Origin of the sequence: Paraburkholderia sp. J63 (assembly GCF_905220245.1) — a bacterium.
In the GTDB taxonomy this organism is placed as follows: Bacteria; Pseudomonadota; Gammaproteobacteria; order Burkholderiales; family Burkholderiaceae; genus Paraburkholderia.
Map to the genome: position 1 here is coordinate 23,382 of NZ_CAJMZF010000015.1, position 20,254 is coordinate 43,635.

The 20,254-nt window shown below is 65.8% G+C and carries 18 protein-coding genes; 8 read left to right on the forward strand and 10 right to left on the reverse strand.

Annotated features, from left to right (window positions below; genetic code table 11):
- Positions 1 to 170: 170 nt before the first annotated feature.
- Positions 171 to 1,082, reverse strand: a complete 912-nt coding sequence (locus tag U5775_RS17865; RefSeq protein WP_322059417.1) for a LysR family transcriptional regulator — start codon at positions 1,080 to 1,082, stop codon at positions 171 to 173.
- Positions 1,083 to 1,190: 108 nt separating this feature from the next.
- Here U5775_RS17865 and U5775_RS17870 point away from each other — a divergent pair, with 108 nt between their 5' ends.
- The 3 genes from U5775_RS17870 to U5775_RS17880 all read left to right on the forward strand — a co-directional run bounded on the left by U5775_RS17870 (position 1,191) and on the right by U5775_RS17880 (position 5,179).
- Positions 1,191 to 2,450: a CoA transferase gene (locus tag U5775_RS17870; protein WP_322059418.1), complete on the forward strand. Its 1,260-nt coding sequence runs from the start codon at positions 1,191 to 1,193 to the stop codon at positions 2,448 to 2,450.
- Positions 2,443 to 3,582: an acyl-CoA dehydrogenase family protein gene (locus tag U5775_RS17875; RefSeq protein WP_322059419.1), complete on the forward strand. Its 1,140-nt coding sequence runs from the start codon at positions 2,443 to 2,445 to the stop codon at positions 3,580 to 3,582. The genes U5775_RS17870 and U5775_RS17875 overlap by 8 nt, the downstream gene beginning before the upstream one ends.
- A 160-nt stretch (positions 3,583 to 3,742) precedes the next feature.
- Positions 3,743 to 5,179: a cytosine permease gene (locus tag U5775_RS17880; protein ID WP_322059420.1), complete on the forward strand. Its 1,437-nt coding sequence runs from the start codon at positions 3,743 to 3,745 to the stop codon at positions 5,177 to 5,179.
- A 34-nt stretch (positions 5,180 to 5,213) separates the two neighbouring features.
- Here U5775_RS17880 and U5775_RS17885 read toward each other — a convergent pair whose 3' ends face one another.
- From U5775_RS17885 to U5775_RS17915, 7 genes are all read right to left on the reverse strand, one after another.
- Positions 5,214 to 5,510, reverse strand: coding sequence for a YciI family protein (locus U5775_RS17885; protein WP_322059421.1), 297 nt, complete (start codon positions 5,508 to 5,510; stop codon positions 5,214 to 5,216).
- 14 nt (positions 5,511 to 5,524) lie between these two features.
- Complete coding sequence (catC, locus tag U5775_RS17890) at positions 5,525 to 5,809, reverse strand: muconolactone Delta-isomerase (RefSeq protein ID WP_322059422.1); 285 nt, start codon at positions 5,807 to 5,809, stop codon at positions 5,525 to 5,527.
- A gap of 48 nt (positions 5,810 to 5,857) precedes the next feature.
- Positions 5,858 to 7,186, reverse strand: coding sequence for a short-chain fatty acid transporter (locus U5775_RS17895; RefSeq protein ID WP_322059423.1), 1,329 nt, complete (start codon positions 7,184 to 7,186; stop codon positions 5,858 to 5,860).
- A 71-nt stretch (positions 7,187 to 7,257) separates the two neighbouring features.
- The gene (locus U5775_RS17900; RefSeq protein ID WP_322059424.1) at positions 7,258 to 8,262 is read right to left on the reverse strand and encodes a 3-hydroxyacyl-CoA dehydrogenase; all 1,005 of its coding nucleotides are present in this window, start codon (positions 8,260 to 8,262) and stop codon (positions 7,258 to 7,260) included.
- Positions 8,262 to 8,963, reverse strand: a complete 702-nt coding sequence (locus U5775_RS17905) for an SDR family oxidoreductase (RefSeq protein ID WP_322059425.1) — start codon at positions 8,961 to 8,963, stop codon at positions 8,262 to 8,264. Before U5775_RS17905 ends, U5775_RS17900 begins: the two co-directional genes overlap by 1 nt.
- Before the next feature lie 51 nt (positions 8,964 to 9,014).
- Entirely contained in the window at positions 9,015 to 10,067 is a 1,053-nt protein-coding gene (locus U5775_RS17910; protein ID WP_322059426.1) for a cyclase family protein, read from the reverse strand.
- A 122-nt stretch (positions 10,068 to 10,189) separates the two neighbouring features.
- Entirely contained in the window at positions 10,190 to 10,933 is a 744-nt protein-coding gene (locus U5775_RS17915) for an IclR family transcriptional regulator (protein ID WP_322059427.1), read from the reverse strand.
- 313 nt (positions 10,934 to 11,246) lie between these two features.
- Between U5775_RS17915 and U5775_RS17920 the strand changes: the two genes are divergently transcribed.
- Positions 11,247 to 12,569, forward strand: a complete 1,323-nt coding sequence (locus U5775_RS17920; protein WP_322059428.1) for an MFS transporter — start codon at positions 11,247 to 11,249, stop codon at positions 12,567 to 12,569.
- 22 nt (positions 12,570 to 12,591) lie between these two features.
- Here U5775_RS17920 and U5775_RS17925 read toward each other — a convergent pair whose 3' ends face one another.
- Complete coding sequence (locus tag U5775_RS17925; protein ID WP_322059429.1) at positions 12,592 to 13,557, reverse strand: LysR family transcriptional regulator; 966 nt, start codon at positions 13,555 to 13,557, stop codon at positions 12,592 to 12,594.
- A 150-nt stretch (positions 13,558 to 13,707) separates the two neighbouring features.
- Between U5775_RS17925 and U5775_RS17930 the strand changes: the two genes are divergently transcribed.
- The 4 genes from U5775_RS17930 to U5775_RS17945 all read left to right on the forward strand — a co-directional run bounded on the left by U5775_RS17930 (position 13,708) and on the right by U5775_RS17945 (position 19,187).
- Entirely contained in the window at positions 13,708 to 15,993 is a 2,286-nt protein-coding gene (locus tag U5775_RS17930) for an NADP-dependent malic enzyme (protein ID WP_322059430.1), read from the forward strand.
- A gap of 318 nt (positions 15,994 to 16,311) precedes the next feature.
- On the forward strand, positions 16,312 to 17,064 hold the full coding sequence (locus U5775_RS17935) for an SDR family NAD(P)-dependent oxidoreductase (RefSeq protein ID WP_322059431.1): 753 nt from the start codon (positions 16,312 to 16,314) through the stop codon (positions 17,062 to 17,064).
- A gap of 112 nt (positions 17,065 to 17,176) precedes the next feature.
- Complete coding sequence (rhmD, locus tag U5775_RS17940; protein WP_322059432.1) at positions 17,177 to 18,355, forward strand: L-rhamnonate dehydratase; 1,179 nt, start codon at positions 17,177 to 17,179, stop codon at positions 18,353 to 18,355.
- A 49-nt stretch (positions 18,356 to 18,404) separates the two neighbouring features.
- The gene (locus U5775_RS17945; protein ID WP_322059433.1) at positions 18,405 to 19,187 is read left to right on the forward strand and encodes an SDR family NAD(P)-dependent oxidoreductase; all 783 of its coding nucleotides are present in this window, start codon (positions 18,405 to 18,407) and stop codon (positions 19,185 to 19,187) included.
- On the opposite strand, the gene U5775_RS17950 is transcribed toward U5775_RS17945, so the two are convergent.
- A complete protein-coding gene (locus U5775_RS17950) occupies positions 19,188 to 20,174 on the reverse strand; it encodes a LysR family transcriptional regulator (protein ID WP_322059434.1) in 987 nt (328 codons plus the stop codon).
- Between the last annotated feature and the right edge of the window lie 80 nt (positions 20,175 to 20,254).

A 20,254-nucleotide genomic window follows, 5' to 3' on the forward strand; every position in this document is an offset into this window, starting at 1 on the left:
GTGTTTCCGGCTATGCGGCGGGAATCGAGAATGTAAGGAAGCGCGGTGACAGGTCCATGTCGAAAGTGGCCTGAAAAATGAAACTTGTTTTAGTTTTTCGACATGAAAAATTTAAGTGCGTACTCTACGTGGGCAGCGATTCAATCGACAGAGAAGGAGATGCTCGCCGTTCAGCGGCCCGCGCGCTCGCGCATGGCCTGAGCGACGGCGTCGCGCACGCAGGTCGAAAGAAGCTCCGAAGCCCGGCTGCGCGGCGTGCGCGCGGGCCATGCGATCACCAGCGGCTGAACCACGGTGGACTCGCGGATGGGCCGCTCGGCCACCAGCGGCGAATGCGCGACCTGCGGGCTTTGCGTGATGAGCAGCGAAACGCCCAGACCGCTCGCCACCATCGATCGCACCAGCTCGATGGAGGTGGCGCGGTAGCGGACGTTCGGTGAGAGCCCGCATTGCCAGAACGGCGCCATCAGGAAGTCGCGGCTTTGCGGCAGATCGATCTGGATGAACGGCTCGCTCGCGAGCTCGTGCAGGGAGACCGTGCGCCGCCGTTTCGCGAGCGGCGAGTCGGCGGGCACGAGCGCATAAGGCTTGAGCTCGGCGAGGCATTCGCGCTCGATATCGTCGGGCAGGCCCACGTCGTACATCAGCGCGAAATCGATCTGCCGCTTGTGCAGCCAGGTGTCGAGCTGTGCGAGGTCGCCTTCCACGAAGCGGATCGCGAGCCCTGGAAAGCGTGCCAGCGCGATCTTGAGCACGCGCGGCAGATAGACGGGCGCGATGGTGCGGAATACGCCAATCTGCACGAGGCCGCTGTCGATGTCGCCCGTGTCGCCGGTTTCGAACGCCGAGGCCGAGGCGAGCAACTGGCGCGCCTCCACGAGCTTGCGTTCGCCGAATTGGGTAAGCGTCATGCCCGTGCCCACGTCGCGCGAGAAAAGCGGCGCGTCGAACAGCGTCTCGAGCTCGCGGATGGCGACCGAGATCGAGGGCTGCGAGACGTTCAGGTGCTTCGCGGCGGCGGTCGTGCTGCCGGTCTCGGCGGCGGTGACGAAATAGCGGAGCAGGCGCAAGGAGAGGGCCATACGATAATCGTATAGGAGTTAATTTATTCCAGTATTTTATCTTATTGCCCGAGCGGCGCAGAATCGCCTCACCGGTCGATCCGACCGGCTGTACAGGAGAAACGCGCCGTGACTGAATCCATGCTGCCGCTGCAAGGCATCCGCGTGATCGATTTTTCCCGCGTGCTCGCGGGACCGTTGTGCTCCGCGCTGCTCGGCGACCTGGGCGCCGAAATCGTCAAGATCGAGCCGCCGGGCGGCGACGACTACCGCGCGATTGGCCCCTTCGCGCATGGCGAGAGCGGCCTTTTCAGCGCGATGAACCGCAACAAGCAAAGTGTCGTGATCGACCTGAAGAGCGAGGCCGGGCGCGCGCTTGCGCAGTCGCTGTGCGCGCAGGCCGACGTGGTGGTCGAGAATTTTCGCCCCGGCGTGGCGCAGCGTCTCGGCATCGGCTACGAGACGCTCGCGGCGCTCAATCCGGCGCTCGTCTACGCGAGCGTTTCGGGCTTCGGCCAGAGCGGGCCGCAATCGCATCGTCCTGCTTACGACATCATCCTGCAGGCCATGTGCGGGCTCATGGACGCCACCGGCGCGCCCGATGGCGAGCCGACCCTCGTGGGCGAATCCGTTTCCGACGTCGTGAGCGGCATCTTCGCTTCGTGGGGCGTGCTGGCCGCGCTGCTTGCGCGCGACCGCACGGGCAAGGGCACGCATGTGGACGTGGCGATGTTCGACGCCACCTTGAGCCTGGCCGCCACGCTCGTCTCGCGCTACGCGACCACGGGGGCGGTGCAGTCGCGGGTGGGCAATCGTCATCCGTCGTCGGCGCCGTTCGGTGCGTTCCGCGCGAGCGACGGCCATTTCGTGGTTGCCGTGCTCAACAACCGCCTGTTCGAGCGGCTCGCGCAGACGATCGACGCGCCGGATCTGCCCGAAGACGTGCGTTTTGCGAGCGATCTCGCGCGTTGCGAGCACGAATCGGCGCTGCGCGAGCGTATCGAGGCGTGGTCGCGCAGCCGGACCGTCGCGCAGGTCAATGCGGCGTTGAGCGAGGCCGGCATTCCCGTCGCGCCGATACAGAGCGTGCGCGCCGCGCTGGAGAGCGAGCAGGCGCGCGAGCGCGGCCTGCTCACGGACGCGCCCACGGGCGACGGCAAGACCGTGCGCCTGCCGCGCCAGCCGGTGAAATTCTCGGCGTGGCCCGCCACGCGCACCACGCGCGCGCCGCGGCTCGGCGAGCACACGTTGAGCGTGCTGTCCACGCGTCTAGGCCTCGATGGGGCGGATCTTGCCGCGCTGTGCGAAGCGGGGGCGATCGGCGTTGAAGTCACGCATCCGTCTATCGATCAGGAAACCGAAATAAAAGAGGAGAGCAGCCATGCTTAAACGACTGGGCGTGAGCGAAGCCGATCAGGAGATTGCCGACGCCATCCGCCGCTATGCGCAAACCGAACTCGCGCCGCACGCCGCGCAGGTCGACCATGACGAGATCGCCACCACGCGCTATGTGAGCGCATTGGCGGAACTGGGCGTCATGGGCATGAACCTGCCCGAGCGCTGGGGCGGCATCGGCACGACGCCGGCGGCCATCATTCTTGCGCTGGCCGAGATTGCGAGCGCGTGCGCGTCGACGGCATCGATGATCGGCGCGCACTACCTCGCCACCGATTCGATCCTGATCGGCGGCGACGACGATTTGCGCGCCCGCTATCTGCCGGCCGCGGCGGCCGGCGAAAAGCTCGGCGCATTCGCGCTCACCGAGCCGCAGGCGGGCTCGAACCCGGCCGGCATGAAGACCCAGGCCGTGCGCGAGGGCGAGGGCTACCGGCTGCGCGGCGTGAAGCATTTCATCTCGAACGCGGGCGCGGCGCAATTCATCGTCGTCTATGCGAAGACGGCGCCGGACCTGGGCACGCGCGGCATCAGCGCCTTCGTGGTCGATACCGATACGCCGGGCGTGACGGTAGCGGGCGCGGAGAAGCTCATGGGCATTCGCGGCGCACCGGCGCACGAAGTCGCGCTGGACTGCTTCGTTTCCCTGACGAACCGGCTGGGCGAGGAGGGCACGGGCTTTCGCACGGCCATGAAGGTGCTCGACAACAGCCGCCTCGACGTGGCCGCGACGAGCCTCGGCATTGCCGAAGCCGCGCTCGGCGATGCGGTGGAGTGGGCGAAGCAGCGCGAGGTGGGCGGCGAGCCGCTCGCGCGCAAGCAGGGTCTGCAATGGGTGTTCGCCGACATGAAGACGCGCCTCGAAGCCGCATGGCTGCTCACGCTGCAGGCGGCCGTGCGGCGCGGCGCGGGCGAGCCGTTCACCGACGCGGCCTCGATGGCCAAGCTCTATGCCTCCGAGATGGTGGGCTTCGTGACCGATGCCGCGTTGCAGATGCACGGCGGCTATGGCTTCACGCGCGAGATGCGCATCGAGCGGCTCGTGCGCGATGCGCGCATTCTGCGCATCTATGAAGGATCGTCTGAAATTCAGCGCACCGTGATCGCGCGCTCCGTGCTCGCCTGAGGCGTTGTCTCCCGGTTCGCAGGGCGCGTGTCGCGCGTCCTGCGCCGGCCTCGCAGCGGCCTCGCGAGCCGCGCCTGTTTCGCGCTTTCCCGCAGTTCCATTCCGATAGCTTTGCACGCAGTTTCATTCACGCAGTCTCCGCCCAATCGAGGAGCAAAGAATGGCTCGTACCGCAACATCTACTGCAAGCGTTTCGTTGGTCGAGCGCCGGTCGATCGACCATATTCCCGAGGCCGAGCGCCACGGCAACCTGCGCAGCCAGTTCACGCTATGGTTCGGCGCCAACCTGCAGATCACGGCGGTCGTGGTCGGCGCGCTGGCCGTGGTGCTGGGCGGCGATGTCTTCTGGTCGCTCGTCGGCCTGCTGGCGGGGCAACTGCTGGGCGGCGCCGTGATGGCATTGCATGGCGCGCAGGGGCCGCAGCTCGGCCTTCCGCAGATGATCTCCAGCCGCGTGCAGTTCGGCGTCTATGGCGCGATCATTCCGCTCGCGCTCGTCTGCGTGATGTATGTGGGCTTTTCCGCGGGCGGCACGGTGCTGGCGGGGCAGGCGATATCGGAGCTGCTTCATGTCGGCAATACATCAGCAATCCTGATCTTTTCCGCTGTCGTGATCCTGCTGACCGGGCTCGGCTACCGGACCATACACGCGATGGGCCGCGTATCGAGCGTCATCGGCACGCTGGCCTTCGTCTACCTGTTCGCGAGCCTGCTGCACGGCCACGGATGGGAGGCGTTGATGGCGAACCGGCACTTCACGCTCGCGTCGTTCCTGCTGGCCGTTTCGCTCTCCGCCTCGTGGCAGATTGCTTACGGCCCCTACGTGGCCGACTATTCGCGCTATCTGCCGCGATCGACTTCGCCGCTGAAGACGTTTCTCGCGGTGTTCGCCGGGACCGTCGTCGGTGCGCAGGTGTCCATGACGTTCGGCGTATTCGCCGCCGCGCTGGCCGGCGAGCGTTTCGCGGGCCATGAGGTGGCGTTCGTGGTGGGGCTGGGCGCGACGGGCGCGATTGCGGCGATTCTCTATTTCACCATCGCGCTGGGCAAGCTCACGATCACCACGCTCAACGCCTACGGCAGCGTGATGTCGGTGGCGGCGATCATCACGGGTCTCGGCCAGCGACGCGAGATTTCAGGCTGCACGCGCCTGGCATTCGTGATACTGAGCGTGGGCATGTCGAGCGCAATCGCGCTGGCGGGGCAGCACGCGTTTCTCAAGGCGTTCTCGTCGTTCCTGCTGTTTCTGCTGGTGTTCTTCACGCCGTGGAGCGCGATCAATCTCGTCGATTTTTATTGTGTGACGCGCGAGCGTTACGACGTTCCCGCGCTGTTCGATGCGAATGGCCGCTACGGGCGCTGGAATGGGATCGGTATCGCCGTGTATCTGGTGGGAGTGCTCGTGCAGATGCCGTTCGTGGCCACGGGCTTCTATACGGGTGCGTGGGTCGCGGCGCTCGGCGGCGTGGACATTTCGTGGATCGTGGGCATCGTGGTGCCGGGCGTGCTCTATTACGTGGCGACGCGTATGGCCGGTGCGAACGCACCGGAGCGGCTCATTCTGCCCGAGGCGGCGAGCGGCGCGGAGGCGCAATGAAGCACCGCCGCGCGCGCCGCAGCGGTCCGCACGCTCAGAGATAGCACGCGCCGTCCACATAGGCCTTGCGCCAGCGGACGATGCTCACGCGCTCGAAGAGGTCCGCGAGCGAGAACGGGTCTTCGGCGATGAAACGCTCGGCCTCTTCGCGCGTCTCCAGATCGACGATATAGATGCCGCCGCCCGCGCTCGAGCCGTCGTCGTCGAGCTTGGCGCCGCAGGCGAGCAGCAGCGGCGCGTGCTGCGCGAGAAAGGCCAGATGCGCGGCGCGCTCCTGCGCACGCACGTGGGCGTGATCGGGCTTGTCGAAAGTTTCGATGAGAAAGGGCACCGGGCGCGCTCCGTTCAGTTCGGCGCGATCGCCGAAGGATGCTGGGCGAGCGGCGTCACCTTGATCGTCATGAACGGAAACAGCGGCAGCGCCGCGAGCAGCGTGTGCAGCTCGTCATTCGATTCCACGTCGAAAACGCTGTAATTCGCGTACTCGCCCGCGACGCGCCACAAATGACGCCACTTGCCTTCGCGCTGGAGCTTTTGCGAAAACGCTTTTTCCTGGGCCTTCAGGGCGTCGGCGTGAGCCGCGTCGGTGCCGTGCGGAATCTGCACCTGCATGTGTACGAGGTAGAGCAAGTTCGGTCTCCTGTCGAAAATCGTGAGAGTCGGTTGGTCCGGGGCGCGTCAGCCCCAGGCGAGAATCGCCACCGAATAAACAATGCCGATCCAGAACATCATGATGACCGTATAGCCCATGATGTCCTTGAGCTTGAGCCGCGAGAGCGCGAGCGCGGGCAGGATCCAGAACGGCTGCACGAGGTCGTTCCATGCGTTGCCGAGCATCACGGCCACGGAGGTGTGCCCCACGGACGCGCCGATCGTCTTGGCCGCCTCGATCATGAACGGGCCCTGGATGACCCAGTGGCCGCCGCCCGAGGGCGCGAAGAAGTTGATGACGAACGAGCTGATCAAACCCCAGAACGGCAGCGTGCCGGGCGTGGCCACCTTGACGAAGGCCGCGGAGAACGTATCGACGAGCCCTGAGGACGCCATGATCGCCATGATGCCCGCATAGAACGGGTACTGGAGGATGATGCCGCTGATCGTGCGAATGCCTTCGTTGAGCTTCTCGACGTAGCGGATGGGCGTGCCGAGCAGCAGGATGCCGAGAAACAGAATAAAGAAGTTGATGAGGTTCAGGTCGATCGAGCCGCCCTGGACGAAGTGCAGCGCCACATAGCCCATGCCGATCGCGCCGATCACGTAGCTCAGCAAGCGGCTGTTGTTGAGGCGATGCGCGAGCGTGCCGTGCTCGTCCGTGTCGAGCGTGGGGGCGGCCGCCTTGGGCGCCGCTTCGAGCGCGCGGTCGATTTCCTTCACCGGCTGGCCCGCCTTCGGATGCAGCCACGCGTTCAGGAGCGGCAGCGTGACGATGGTCACGAGGCTCGTGATGAGCATGGTGGGCGAGAAAATCGTTTCGGATAGCGGAATAACGCCCATCTGCCCTTCGAGCGGGTGCCCCTTCGTCGAAATCAGCACGGGAATGCTGGCGGAAAGACCGAGGCCGTAGAGCGTGAAGCCGCTATACGCCGACGCAATGATGAGCGGATAGTGCACGCCCTTCACGCGCAGCGCGAGCTTGCGCGCGACGATGCCGCCCACCACGAGGCCGAAGCCCCAGTTGAGCCAGCTGCCGGCGCCGCCCACCAGCGTCGCGACCACGATGGCCATGCGCGGCGAGTTCACGTGCGAGACGAGGCGGTCGAGAAAGCGGTCGGTGAGCGGGGCGGTGGCGAGCACGTAGCCCATGGCGAGAATCACGGCCATCTGCGTGGTGAACGCGAGCAGCGCCCAGAAGCCCTTGCCCCAGCTCGTGGTGAGCGCGGTGATGGCCTGGCCTTGTACGGTCACGGCCAGCACCATCGTGAGCAAGGTGAGGCCGATCGCGAAGACGAAGGGATCGGGCAGGTACCGGCGCATCAGCTCGGTGAAAAACGCGGTGATTCTTTGCATGGGTGTGTCTCTTTCAAGTCGTAATCGTTTTGGGTCTCTCTCGCGATTCGGCATGCGATTCGTTTTGCAGGTCAGTCCCTGGCGGGCGGCGCGTGCTTGCGGTGCCGCGCGAGACGCATGAGCTGCCGGTCGCGCCACGCCACGCGCGCGTCCCATTGATCGAGCGGCAGCGCCGCACGCCGCGCGGCTTCCACTTGCGCGACGAGGTCGGGCGTCCATGGATCGTGCTGGCCGCGCTCGGCGCCCATGCGCTCATAGGACGGCCCCATCTTCTGCGCATGCGAGGCAATGCCGCCGCGCGTGTTCAGGTCGACGGTCTCGAATGGGCCGATCACGGACCAGCGCGGCGCGAGCCCTTCACGCATCACCGTGTCGATATCGTCGACCGAGGCCACGCCGTCGCGCACGAGGCAATACGCTTCGCGCAGCACCGCGCCTTGCAGCCGGTTGAAGATGAAGCCCGCCACTTCCTTCTTCACGCGCACGGGCAGCAGGCCTGCTTCGCCATAGAGCGCGATGGCGCGTGTGGTGGCGGCCGGCGACGTGAACGGCGCGGGCACGATCTCGACCACGGGCACGAGATAGGGCGGGTTGCCTGGGTGTGCTACAAGACAGCGCGCGTGGCCCGGCAAGGTTTCGTCGACGAATTTCGACGCCGCGAGAAACGACGAAGCGCTCGCGAGAATCGCCTGTGCGGGCGCGGCGCGGTCGAGCTGCGCGAAGAGTTCGCGCTTGAGCTCGGCGCGCTCGGGCGCGCATTCCTGCACGAGATCGGCGTCGGCGGCTGCGGCTTCGAGCGTGTCGACCACTGCCACGCGCGCGGCGATCTGCGCGGCGCTTTCGTCGATCAGCGCGAAACGCGTGAGGTCTTCGAGGCGCGATGCCAGCTCCGCGGGCACCGCGGCGCGCCGTGCTGCGTCGGGATCGAAGAGGCGCACGCGCCAGCCCGCGCGTGCGAACTGAAGCGCGAACGCCACGCCGATGCTGCCCGCACCCACGATGCCCGCGCGCCGGATTTCGGCGGCCGGCGCGGTCTGCCCGCTGTGCGCTTCGCGTTGGTCGATGGGGTCCATCATCAGACTCCCGCGACGCCGACCGTCATGCCGCCGCACACGTACAGCACCTGGCCCGTGACGAAGCCGCTGCGCGCGTCGAGCAGATACGAGGCCGCGTGCGCGACGTCGTCGGGCGTGCCCACGCGCTTGACCGGCACCGCGTCGATGATGGCCTGGGTGCGCGGCGCGCCGGGCGGGTTCGCGCGGTCGAACAGTTCGGTGCGGATCGGGCCCGGACCGATGGCATTCGCGGTCACGCCGAACGCGCCGAGTTCGAGCGCCCAGACGCGCGTCATGCCGATGAGCGCCGCCTTCGTGGCCGAGTACGCGGTGCGCAGCTCCTTGCCGAGCGCCGCGCGCGACGACATATTGACGATGCGCCCGAAGCCCGCAGCCTTCATCCCCGGCAGCAGCGCTTGCATGCACTGCTGCGCACAGCGCACGTTCAGCGCCCACGCGCGTTCGAGTTCTTCGAGCGTCTGGTGTTCGGCGTCGGCGGGAAACACCACGCCCACATTGTTGATGAGACGCGTGATCGGGCCGCCTGCGAGCGCTTGCGCGAGCGCGGCTGCCGTCGCCTGCGTATCGGAGAGGTCGGCGATGATGCCGTCGCCCACGCGATCGATCACGACCGCTTCGTAGCCGTCTGCGTTGCAGCGGGCGGCACACGCGGCGCCAATGCCGGCAGCGCCGCCGGTAATCAAAACTCGTTCTTTAGCCATGTCGGGAATACGGGTCGAGGTTGCGCGAAAAACACAGGAATACTGATGGAATCAAACGGTGGCGACCGGCGTGACGGGCGAACCCATCGCGCCCGGCAAGCGCAGCGGCGGCGCCGTGAGCATGAAACGCGAGCGTCCGTGCTCGCGCAGCCATGCGGCAAGATCGCGCAAATACCAGAGCTCGCCAAGCGGCAGGCCCAGCTTGAAGAGGCAGTGGTGATGCAGCGGCATGAGCGGGTGCTCGCCCGGCGTGGCGGGTTCGCGCGCCGGATAGCGCTCGACGGCGTAGTTGTCGGCGGCGAGCGCGGCAATGCCCGAATCGGTGATCCATTGCAGGAGGCGTTCGTCGCGGCCGTCCAGCGCGCTGCAATGGCTCGCGAGCACGGCCTCGTCGGGCTCGCGGTTCATCTCCAGCACCATCTCGGCAAAGCCGGTGCGCAGCACGAGCATGTCGCCGCGCTCGACTTCGACGTGGTCCGCCTGCATCACGCGCATGAGATCGTCGTAGCCGACCGTGCGGCATTCGCGCCCGAAATGCGCGGCCAGATCGATCAGCACGCCGCGGCCCTGCATGCCCTTTACCGCGAGGTTCTCGATGCCGAGTACGTCCGCATGGCTGTGCTCGCCGCCGCACGCGTGCGGCGCGAAGCCGTTTTCCGCGCGGTATTCCATCGGGCCGACGATGTCCTCGTTCGCGCGATAGCCGTTGTAATAGACGCTTTCGGCCAGACCGTCACCGTCGGCGTCGAAGCGCGCGCCCACGTGCGCGAGCGAATCCCATTGCGTCGAATATTGCAGCGAGAGCAGCACCTGGTCGTCGCTCACGACATCGGTGGCGTTGGGTGCGTTGCGCGCGAACGGGAAGTTCACATAGGGCAGCCCGTCGCGGAAGGTGGGACGCAGCATGGGCGGATGGCGGCGCACGTTGAGCTTGCTCTCGCCGGGAAAATCGAGCGGCAGTGAAAGCGTGAAGGTGAGCCCCGCACGAATTTCGCGCGCGCCCCTGAGCACCTGCTCCGTGCCGATGAGGTTGGGGCGGCCCAACTGATCGTCGGGGCCGAAGTCGCCCCAGTTCGAGCCTTCCGGCCGGTTCTTCCAACGCATGTTTCGTTCCTCCACATCCTTGCTGGACGGCGGGCAAAGCCGCGAGTCGTGCAGCCGGAGCCCACTGGCGCAACCCCTCGCCGTGCCGATTTGCGCCATGACCCGCGCGGGCGCCCGCGCCCTCAGGGGGCGAGCAGCGACGGCGGGATTTGCGCGAACACTTCGAGCAGCGCCTTCACCGCGTGCTGCTCGTTCTTCAGGAGGCGCGCCTTGGGCGCGCCGATGACGAGCGCGAAGGCCTCGCCGTGAATCAGGAAACCACATGCGAGGCCCGCCACATCCTCGACGCTTTCGCCCGTCGAGCGATGCCAGCCGTCGGCCACGCCTTGCTCGATCTCGCGCTCGAAGGTTGCGCGATCAACGAACGAGCCACCGGGCGCGACCGTCAACGGTTCGCAGCTGTCGAGCAGCTTGCGCCGCGGCGTGGGTGCGAGCGCGCCGAGCAGCGCCTTGCCGGCCGCGCTCGTGACGGACATGAAGCCGCCCGGCTCGTCGCTGTAGCGGATCTTCTGGCGCGACTCCATCACGTCCAGATAGACGACGCGATTGCCCGCGAGCGTGGCCAGCGCGGCCGTCTCGCCGGTCGCGTCGCGCAGCGTGGCAAGCAGCGGCTGGAACATCAGCGTCAGCGGGTCTTCGCTGCAGATGTCGCGCGCGACGTGCAAAAGACGCTGCGTGGGGTAATAGCCGGCCTTCACGCCCGGCGCGTAGAGATAGCCCTTGGCCACCATCGTCTGCAACAACGCGTGGCAGCTCGACAGGGGGATCTCGGTTCGACGCGCAATCTCGCTGTAGATCATGGGTTGCCGGACTTCGGCAAAGAGGTTGATCACGTCGAAGACGCGCACTGCAGTTTTCACATCCATGAGAGCATTATCGGCATATCGATAACGTGCTGACAATATGCTTACGGGTAAACACCTAAATCGCGCGGGACACGGCCCAGATTGAGCGCCGTGCGAGTTAGGGTTATCCCTTGGTTGACGCTATAAAGCGGGCGCTTCATAGTCCGCTCCTTCCGAAAGTTGTTCGGAAAATGAAAGATTGTTCGACCAACGAACGATGCGAACCGGCTTGCGACGCGCATTGAAACGGCGTGTTTCGCATCGGAAAGGCCCCGGATTCGCGCTGTTTCGCATGAGAAACACCGCGGCCGACATCGATATCTGGAGACGTAACTTGGCAGCTTCCTCTCTCGACACCCAGCATCGCCAGGCCCGCAAGGCCGGCATCGCCTCGTTCGTGGGCACGACGATCGAGTGGTACGACTTCTACGCGTACAGCACGGCGGCGGCGCTCGTGCTCGGCAAGCTGTTTTTTCCGTCGAGCTCGCCCGTGGTGGGCACGCTCGCGGCGTTCGCCTCATTCTGGGTGGGCTTTCTCGCGCGCCCGGTCGGCGGCATCGTGTTCGGCCACCTCGGCGACAAGGTGGGGCGCAAGAAGACGCTCATCATCACGCTCATGCTGATGGGCTTTTGCACCGCGGCCATGGGCCTGTTGCCCACCTACGCCCAGGCGGGCGTGCTCGCGCCGGTGCTGCTCATCGCGCTGCGCCTGCTCCAGGGCATCGCAATGGGCGGCGAGTGGGGCGGCGCGGTGGTGCTTTCGTCCGAGCACGCGCCCAAGGGCAAGGAGATTTTCTATTCGGCGTTCGCGCAGCAGGGCTCGCCCGCCGGCAACCTGCTCGCGACCGTGGCGTTTCTCGTGATCTCGACGCTGCCCGATCATCAGTTCATGACGTGGGGTTGGCGCGTGCCGTTCCTGATGTCGGCGCTGCTCGTGGTGGTGGGCATGTTCATCCGCATGAGCGTGGACGAGTCGCCCGCCATGAAGGAGCTGCAGGCGAAGAACCAGGTGGCGAAGCTGCCGATCGGCGAAGTGCTGCGCCACCACAAGGCGCTCGTGGCGATGGGCGTGGGCGCCTGCGTGATCGCGCTTTCGGCCACCTACTTCAAGACCACGTTTGCGCTCTCGTGGGCCGTGACGTCGATCGGCTTCGACCGCACGCAATTCCTGAGCGTGATTACCTTCGCGATCGTCGTGCAGTTGATCGTGCAGCCGTTCGGCGCCGTGCTGGCCACGAAGCTCGACCTCAGGAAGGCCATCGTCTATATGCTCGTGCCCGAGATCGTGGCGCTGCCGATCATGTTCTCGCTGATCGCCACGGGCTCGACCAAGCTCGCGATGTTCGGCATGGCGCTTGCCTCGATTCCGCATTCGCTCTATTACGCGGCCATGGCCGGCATGCTCGCGAAGGCGTTCCCGGCGCAGGTGCGCTACACGGGCATCTCGCTCGCGTACCAGATCTGCGGCATGGTGTTTGCGGGCACGACGCCGATTCTCGGGCAGTTCCTGTTGAGCTCGACGGGCAGCATTCTTTCTGTGGTCGCGCTCGGTATCGTGCACGTGATCATCACGCTGGTCTGCGCATTGATGCTGGTTTCGCGCATGCAGCGCGATGAGAAGGTGAACGAGGCGCGGGTGGTTGTGGGGCGGGTTTGATGGGCGGAGCACAGGGCGCAACTCACCGCCGCGCCGCCTCCACCTCCAGATAAAGCTCGCGCAGCGCCTGCCCGAACACGCTATCCACTTCGCGCTGCACGCCCGCGCGCGTGAAGAGCGCGATGGGCGGCAGCGTCCAGTCGAACGTATACGGCACGATCGCCACGCCCGCGATATGCACGAGTTCCTCGGCAATATCGGCGGGCACGATCGACACGGCGTTTTCGTTCGCCGCGATCATTTCGCCGATCAGCCGCGACGTATAGCTCTCCAGGATCGGCACGGGCGGCGCCGTGCCCGCATGCAGGAACAGATCGGAAATCTGCTCGCGAATGGGCGTGTTCGGCGCGCCCAGAATCCAGTCGAGCTCCGCGAGCTTCTGCCAGTTCGCCTTGCTGCGCCCGAGCCGCGCGGCCAGGCGCCGGCTCGCGATGAGACGCGGCGTCTGCTGGTACAGCACGTCGAAATGCACGCGGCTCACGTCGACGGTGGCCGAGGCGCGCCCGATCACGAGGTCGAGCGTGTGGTCGCGCAGGCGCGGCAGCAACGCGTCGCTCGTGCCTTCGTGGATCGTCATGGTCACGCGCTGCGGCAGGCGCGACTGCGCGAGCCGGATCGCCGTGGCGAGCGTGCGCCCCGAAATGAACGGGATCACGCCCACGTGCAGCCGCGTGGCGTGGCCGGCATGCACCGCCTCGATGTCGCGCGCGAGGTGGTCGAGGTCGTGCAGCATGGCCTGCGCGCGCGCGAGCACCACGTTGCCGAGCACCGTGGGCGTCATGCCGCGCGGCGAACGCTCGAACAGCGGCGCGCCGAACATGTTCTCCATTTCGGCCAGCGCATTGGTCACGGCGGGCTGGCTCGTGGCCATATGCTCGGCCACGCGCGTGAGCGAGCCGTGCTGGCGGATCTGCAGGAGCAGCACCAGATGGCGCATTTTCAGGCGGGTAATCAGGCGCCTCGTTACTTCGTCGGTACTGAATGACACGATCCGCGGACCCCCGGGGGGGCATCAGGAAAAAATAATGGCCCCATACTAAATCAAAATGGGGTCGTTATGCCGGCTCTCTAGAATCGGTGCTCATTCGAACACACCGGCGCGCCGCCATGGCGTCCGGCGCCATATTGGAGTGAGAACATGAACAAAACCGATCGTCAGGCCGCCCTCGAATATCACGAATTCCCCACCCCGGGCAAGATCTCGGTCACGGCGAGCAAGCCGCTCGTCACCCAGCGCGACCTCGCGCTCGCCTATACGCCGGGCGTGGCCGTGGCCTGCGAGGAGATCGTCGAGAACCCGCAGAACTCGTTCCGCTACACGAGCCGCGGCAATCTGGTGGGCGTGATCACGAACGGCACGGCCGTGCTCGGTCTCGGCAATATCGGCGCGCTCGCTTCCAAGCCGGTCATGGAAGGCAAGGCGGTGCTGTTCAAGAAGTTCGCCGGCATCGACGTGTTCGACATCGAAGTCACCGAAAGCGATCCCGACAAGCTCGTCGACATCATCGCGAGCCTCGAAGCCACGTTCGGCGGCATCAATCTGGAAGACATCAAGGCGCCCGACTGCTTCACGGTCGAGCGCAAGCTGCGCGACCGCATGAAGATTCCGGTCTTCCACGACGATCAGCACGGCACCGCCATCACCGTTTCGGCCGCGTTCCTGAACGGCCTCAAAGTGGTGGGCAAGGATATTTCGAAGGTCAAGGTCGTGACCTCGGGCGCGGGCGCCGCGGCGCTCGCGTGTCTGGATCTGATGGTGGATCTCGGCCTGCCGCTCAAGAACATCTGGGTGACCGATCTCGACGGCGTGGTCTACCAGGGCCGCAAGACGCTGATGGACCCGGACAAGGAACGCTTCGCGCAGGACACGTCCGCGCGCTCGCTCTCTGAAGTGATCGAAGGCGCCGACGTGTTCCTCGGTCTTTCGGCCGGCGGCGTGCTCAAGCCGGAGATGGTCAAGAAGATGGCCGAGAAGCCGTTCATTCTCGCGCTCGCCAACCCCACGCCGGAAATCTTCCCCGAGGTCGCGCTCGAAGCGCGCCCGGACGCGGTGCTCGCCACGGGCCGTTCGGACTTCCCGAACCAGGTCAACAACGTGCTGTGCTTCCCGTACATTTTCCGCGGCGCACTCGATGTGGGCGCAACGACCATCACGCGCAACATGGAAATCGCGGCGGTGCACGCCATCGCGAAGCTCGCCGAAGAAGAGCTCAACGATTCCGTCGCGGCGGCCTACGGCGCCTACGATCTGCGCTTTGGCCCGAAGTACCTGATTCCGAAGCCCTTCGATTCGCGTCTCATCGTGCGTATCGCGCCGGCGGTGGCGAAGGCCGCAATGGAAGACGGCGTGGCGACGCGTCCGATCGACGACTTCAGCGCCTACACGAACGAGCTCCAGCAGTTCGTCTACCACTCGGGCGCGTTCATGAAGCCGATCTTCTCGGCGGCCAAGCAGTTTGTGCGTGACGGCGCGAAGGCGCGCATCGTGTTCGCCGAAGGCGAGGAAGAGCGCGTGCTGCGGGCGGTGCAGGTGATCGTCGACGAGAAGCTCGCGCGTCCGATCCTGATCGGCCGTCCCGAGGTGCTGCTCGCGCGCATCGAGAAGTTCGGCCTGCGGCTGAAGCTCGGCGAAGACGTCGAAGTCACGAATCCTGAGTACGACGAACGTTTCCACCAGTACTGGACCACCTACTGGGAACTGCGTTGCCGCGACGGCATTTCGAAGGAAATGGCGCGCGTGGAAATGCGCCGCCGCCTCACGCTGATCGGCGCGATGATGGTGCGTCTCGGCGATGCGGACGGTATGGTGTGCGGCACGGTGGGTGCGTATCACGACCACCTGCGCTTCGTCGATGAAGTGATCGGCATGCGCCGCGGCGCGAAGACCTATGCGGCGATGAACATTCTGCTGCTCGACAAGCGCACGGTCGCCATCGTGGACACCCACGTCAACGACAATCCGAACGCCGAGCAGATCGCCGAATTCACGCTTGCGGCGGCGCGCCAGATGGAATGGCTCAATCTCGCACCGAAGGTCGCGCTGCTCTCGCGCTCGAACTTCGGCTCGGGCAGCTCGGCTTCTGGCACGAAGATGCGCGAAGTGCTCAAGCTCGTGACCGAGCAGAACCCGGATCTGGAGATCGACGGCGAGATGCACGGCGACTGCGCGCTCGACGAGGCGCTGCGCCTGCGCATCCTCCCGCATTCGAAGCTCAAGGGCGCGGCGAATCTGCTCGTGTGCCCGAACGTGGACTCGGGGAACATCGCGTACAACCTGCTCAAGACCGGTGCGGGCAGCAACGTGGCGGTGGGGCCGTTCCTGCTTGGCGTGAATGCGCCGGTGAATGTGCTCACGTCGAGCTCGACCGTGCGACGCATCATCAATATGACTGCGTTGACGGTGCTGCAGGCCAATCGCGACTGATTGAGCCGGCCGCGCGTATAGCGTGTCGTATAACGCTCGCGCTCGATAGCTGATGAGAAAGGCAGTGGCCCGCAAGGGCTGCTGCCTTTTTTGCTTTTTGAATCGACGTATCGGGATTGGTTAAAGTACGCGCCGCGCGTACCGATCCGCTTTTGCTATCACCCCATGCGTCAATCGGATTGTCCGGCTATCGCGGCCTGCCTATATTGCTTGGGCAACGCTCAAGTCCAATATCGGGAGACGCCGCATGAAGCCGATCAGCCGGGGCAGTAAGGAGATTGAAATATTGCGCGCGCGCGATGGCGGAGGGCGCACGCAATGAACCAGCTTGATCTGAAGAACCGCGTCATGGTCGTGACGGGCGGCGCGCGCGGGCTGGGCTATGCGGTGGCGCAGCGCGCGCTGCGTTCGGGCGCCGCGGTCGCGCTGTGGGACATCGACGCCGAGCGGCTCGAACGTTCGCGCGCCGAGCTCGCCGAACTCGGCAGCGTCTCGGCCGTCACGGTCGAGCTCACGGACGAAGCCTCCGTGGAAGCCGCCACGCAGCGCACCGTGCAGACGCATGGCGCGATTCACGCGCTCGTGAACAGCGCGGGCATCACGGGCGGCAATGGCCTCACGTGGGAGCTGCCCGTGGAGATGTGGCGCCGCGTGATCGAGGTGAACCTGATCGGCTGCTATCTGACTTGCCGCGCGGTCGTGCCGCGCATGATCGAGCAGGGCTACGGACGCATCGTCAATATTGCTTCCGTGGCGGGCAAGGAAGGCAATCCCAATGCTTCGCACTACAGTGCATCGAAGGCGGGGCTCATCGGTCTCACGAAATCGCTCGGCAAGGAGCTGGCGACGAAGAACGTGCTCGTGAACGCGGTTACGCCCGCGGCCGCCAAGACCGAGATCTTCGATTCGATGTCGCAGCAGCACATCGACTACATGCTTTCGAAGATTCCGATGAACCGCTTTTTGATGCCCGATGAGGCCGCGGCGATGATCGTCTGGCTCACGTCCGAGGACTGCGCGTTCAGCACCGGTTCCGTGTTCGATCTCTCGGGCGGACGCGCGACGTACTGAGCTGCCGCGAAGCCACGCGTTCCACATATTGGACAGGACGCGTGCCGGTTCGAAGCACGGCGGACTCGTCGCCGAACCCACCGCCGGACCAGGATTCCAGGAGCAATGCCCCATGGCCATGCCAACCATCAAACACGTGCGCGCATTCACGGTGCGCGGCGGCGGCGCCGACTATCACGATCAGGCCGATGGGCACTGGATCGACGATCACATTGCCACGCCCATGGCGCGCTATCCCGAGTATCGTCAGAGTCGGCGCTCGTTCGGCATCGACGTGCTGGGCACGCTCGTGGTCGAAGTGGAAGCGAGCGACGGCACGGTGGGCTTCGCCGTGACGACGGGCGGCGAGATTGGCGCGTTCATCGTCGAGCGGCATCTCGCGCGCTTTCTCGAAGGGCAGCGCGTGACCGACCTCGAAAAGATCTGGGATCAGATGTACTACGCGACGCTCTACTATGGCCGCAAAGGCGTGGTGCTCAACACCATCTCGGGCGTGGATCTCGCGCTCTGGGACCTGCTCGGCAAGCTGCGCGAAGAGCCGGTCTATCAACTGTTAGGCGGCCCGGTGCGCGACGAGCTCGTGTTCTACGCCACCGGCGCGCGGCCCGATCTCGCGAAGGAGATGGGCTTTATCGGCGGCAAGCTGCCGTTGCTGCATGGCCCGGCCGAAGGCGAGGAGGGTCTGAGAAAGAACATCGAATTGCTTGCCACCATGCGCGAGCGCGTGGGCGACGACTTCTGGCTCATGTACGACTGCTGGATGAGCCTCGACGTGCGTTACGCGACGCGCCTCGCGCAAGCCGCGCATGAATATGGCCTTAAGTGGATAGAAGAGTGTTTGCCGCCCGACGACTACTGGGGCTATGCCGAACTGCGCCGCAACGTGCCGCGTGGCATGCTGGTCTCGACGGGCGAGCACGAGGCCACGCGCTGGGGCTTTCGCATGCTGCTCGAAATGGGCTGCTGCGATCTGATCCAGCCCGACGTGAACTGGTGCGGCGGCATGACGGAGCTCATCAAGATTTCCGCGCTCGCCGATGCGCACAACGTAATGGTCGTGCCGCACGGTTCCTCGGTGTACAGCTATCACTTCGTGGTGACGCGGCACAACTCGCCGTTCGCCGAATTTCTGATGATGGCGCCGAAGGCCGATCAGGTGGTGCCGATGTTCACGCCGCTGTTGCTCGACGAGCCCGTGCCCGTGCAGGGGCGCCTGAAAGTGCCGGACACGCCGGGCTTCGGCGTGCGCCTGAATCCCGATTGCACGCTCGCGCGTCCGTACGCTCGTTGAGTTTCAGATACCGGTCGATAACGGCGACATCGCAGAGGAGACAAGCATCGTGCTGCTCAAGGACAAGGTGGTGATCGTCACCGGCGGATCGCGCGGCATCGGACGCGCCATTGCGCTCGCGAGCGCGCGTGAGGGCGCCGACGTCGCGATCAATTACTGGGGCGACAACGACGCATCGTATGGCCGCCGCGCGGCGATCGAAGAAGTGCTCGACGAAGTGGCGAAACTGGGCCGCCGCGCGATCGCGGTGGAAGGCAACGTGGCCGCGCCGCAAACGGGCGTCGACCTCGTGCGGCAGACCGTCGAGCAGTTCGGCCGCGTGGACGTGCTCGCGAGCAATGCGGGCATTTGCCCGTTCCATGCGTTTCTCGACATGCCGCCTGCCGTGCTCGAGCGCACCATCGGCGTGAATCTGAACGGCGCGTTCTACGTCACGCAGGCGGTCGCGCGCCAGATGAAGGAGCAGGGCACGGGCGGCGCGATCGTCGCGACGAGCTCGATCAGCGCCCTGGTGGGCGGAGGGATGCAGACGCACTACACGCCCACCAAGGCGGGCGTGCATTCGCTCATGCAGTCATGCGCGATCGCACTCGGGCCCTATGGCATCCGCTGCAATTCGGTGATGCCGGGCACCATCGCCACCGACCTCAATGCCGAAGATCTTGCCGATGCGGCCAAGCGCGAGTACATGGAAAAGCGCATTCCGCTGGGGCGTCTGGGCGCGCCCGAAGACGTGGCCGAATGCGTGGTGTTTCTCGCCTCGGATCGCGCGCGCTACGTAACGGGCGCGGCCCTGCTCGTGGACGGCGGGCTGTTCGTCAATCTTCAGTAGTCAAGAATGATGAGCCGCGAGCCCGACATCGTGCACCGCATCGCTGGTCTTGAACGGCTGCGAGAAGCGGCGCAGCAGGCCCACGAAGTGCTCGGCGGGCTCGGCGAGCGCCTCATCCTTGCGTGTGAGGATGCCGAAGCCGGGCAGGCTCTTGCCGATTTCGAGCGGCAGCACGGTGAGCAGCTTGCCGCGCACGTGGTCGCGCACGACGGATTCGGGCAGCATGGCCACGGCGTCGAAGCTTTCGAGCAGTTGCAGCGTGGCGAAGATGGACGCCGACTCGGTGAGGTTCATCGGCGTGGCGAGTCCGGCGCGCGCGAGCTCGCCTTCGAAGAGCTCGCGCGCGGGGCTCGTGATGGGTTGCGCGACCCACGGCCAGTCCATCAGCTCGGCGAGCGTGACGTGCTCGCGGCGTGCGAGCGGATGGCGCGCCCGCACCACGAGCACGAGCGTCTCGCGCGCGAGCGGCTCGAAATCGAAGTCGTTGTGCTGCAGCGGCGTGGTGAGGCGTCCGAGCGCGAGATCGACTTCGCGGCGATGCAGCAACTGCACGACCTGATCGCTGGTTTCGCCGAGTATGCGCACGTGCAGGAGCGGCCGCGCGGCCTTGAGCGTGGCCACGGCCTGCGCGAGCAGATCGGGCGCGGCGCCCATGATGGCGCCCACGTTGAGCTGGCCGTGGCCGCCGCGCCGCTTCACGTCGAGGTCGGCGGCAAAGCGCGTGAGGTCCGAGAGCGCGCGCCGCGCATAGGCGAGCGTGACCACGCCGAGCGCCGTGGGCTGCATGCCGCGCGCATTGCGCTCGAAGAGGCGAAAGCCGAAGGCCTCCTCGATGTCGCTCAGCATGCGGCTCGCGCTGGGCTGGGCCACGTTGATGGCGTCGGCGGCCTGATGGACATTGCGCGCGTCGTCGAGCGCGACGAGCAGGGCGAGGTGCTTGAACTTGAGGCGATTGACGAGCGAGACGACGGCAGTCTGATGGTTCATGAGTCCTGCGATCCGGTTTGTGTATCGCCCGATCCCAACATCGGATTGGTTGGCTATCGATGCCGGAATTATAGTCGTTC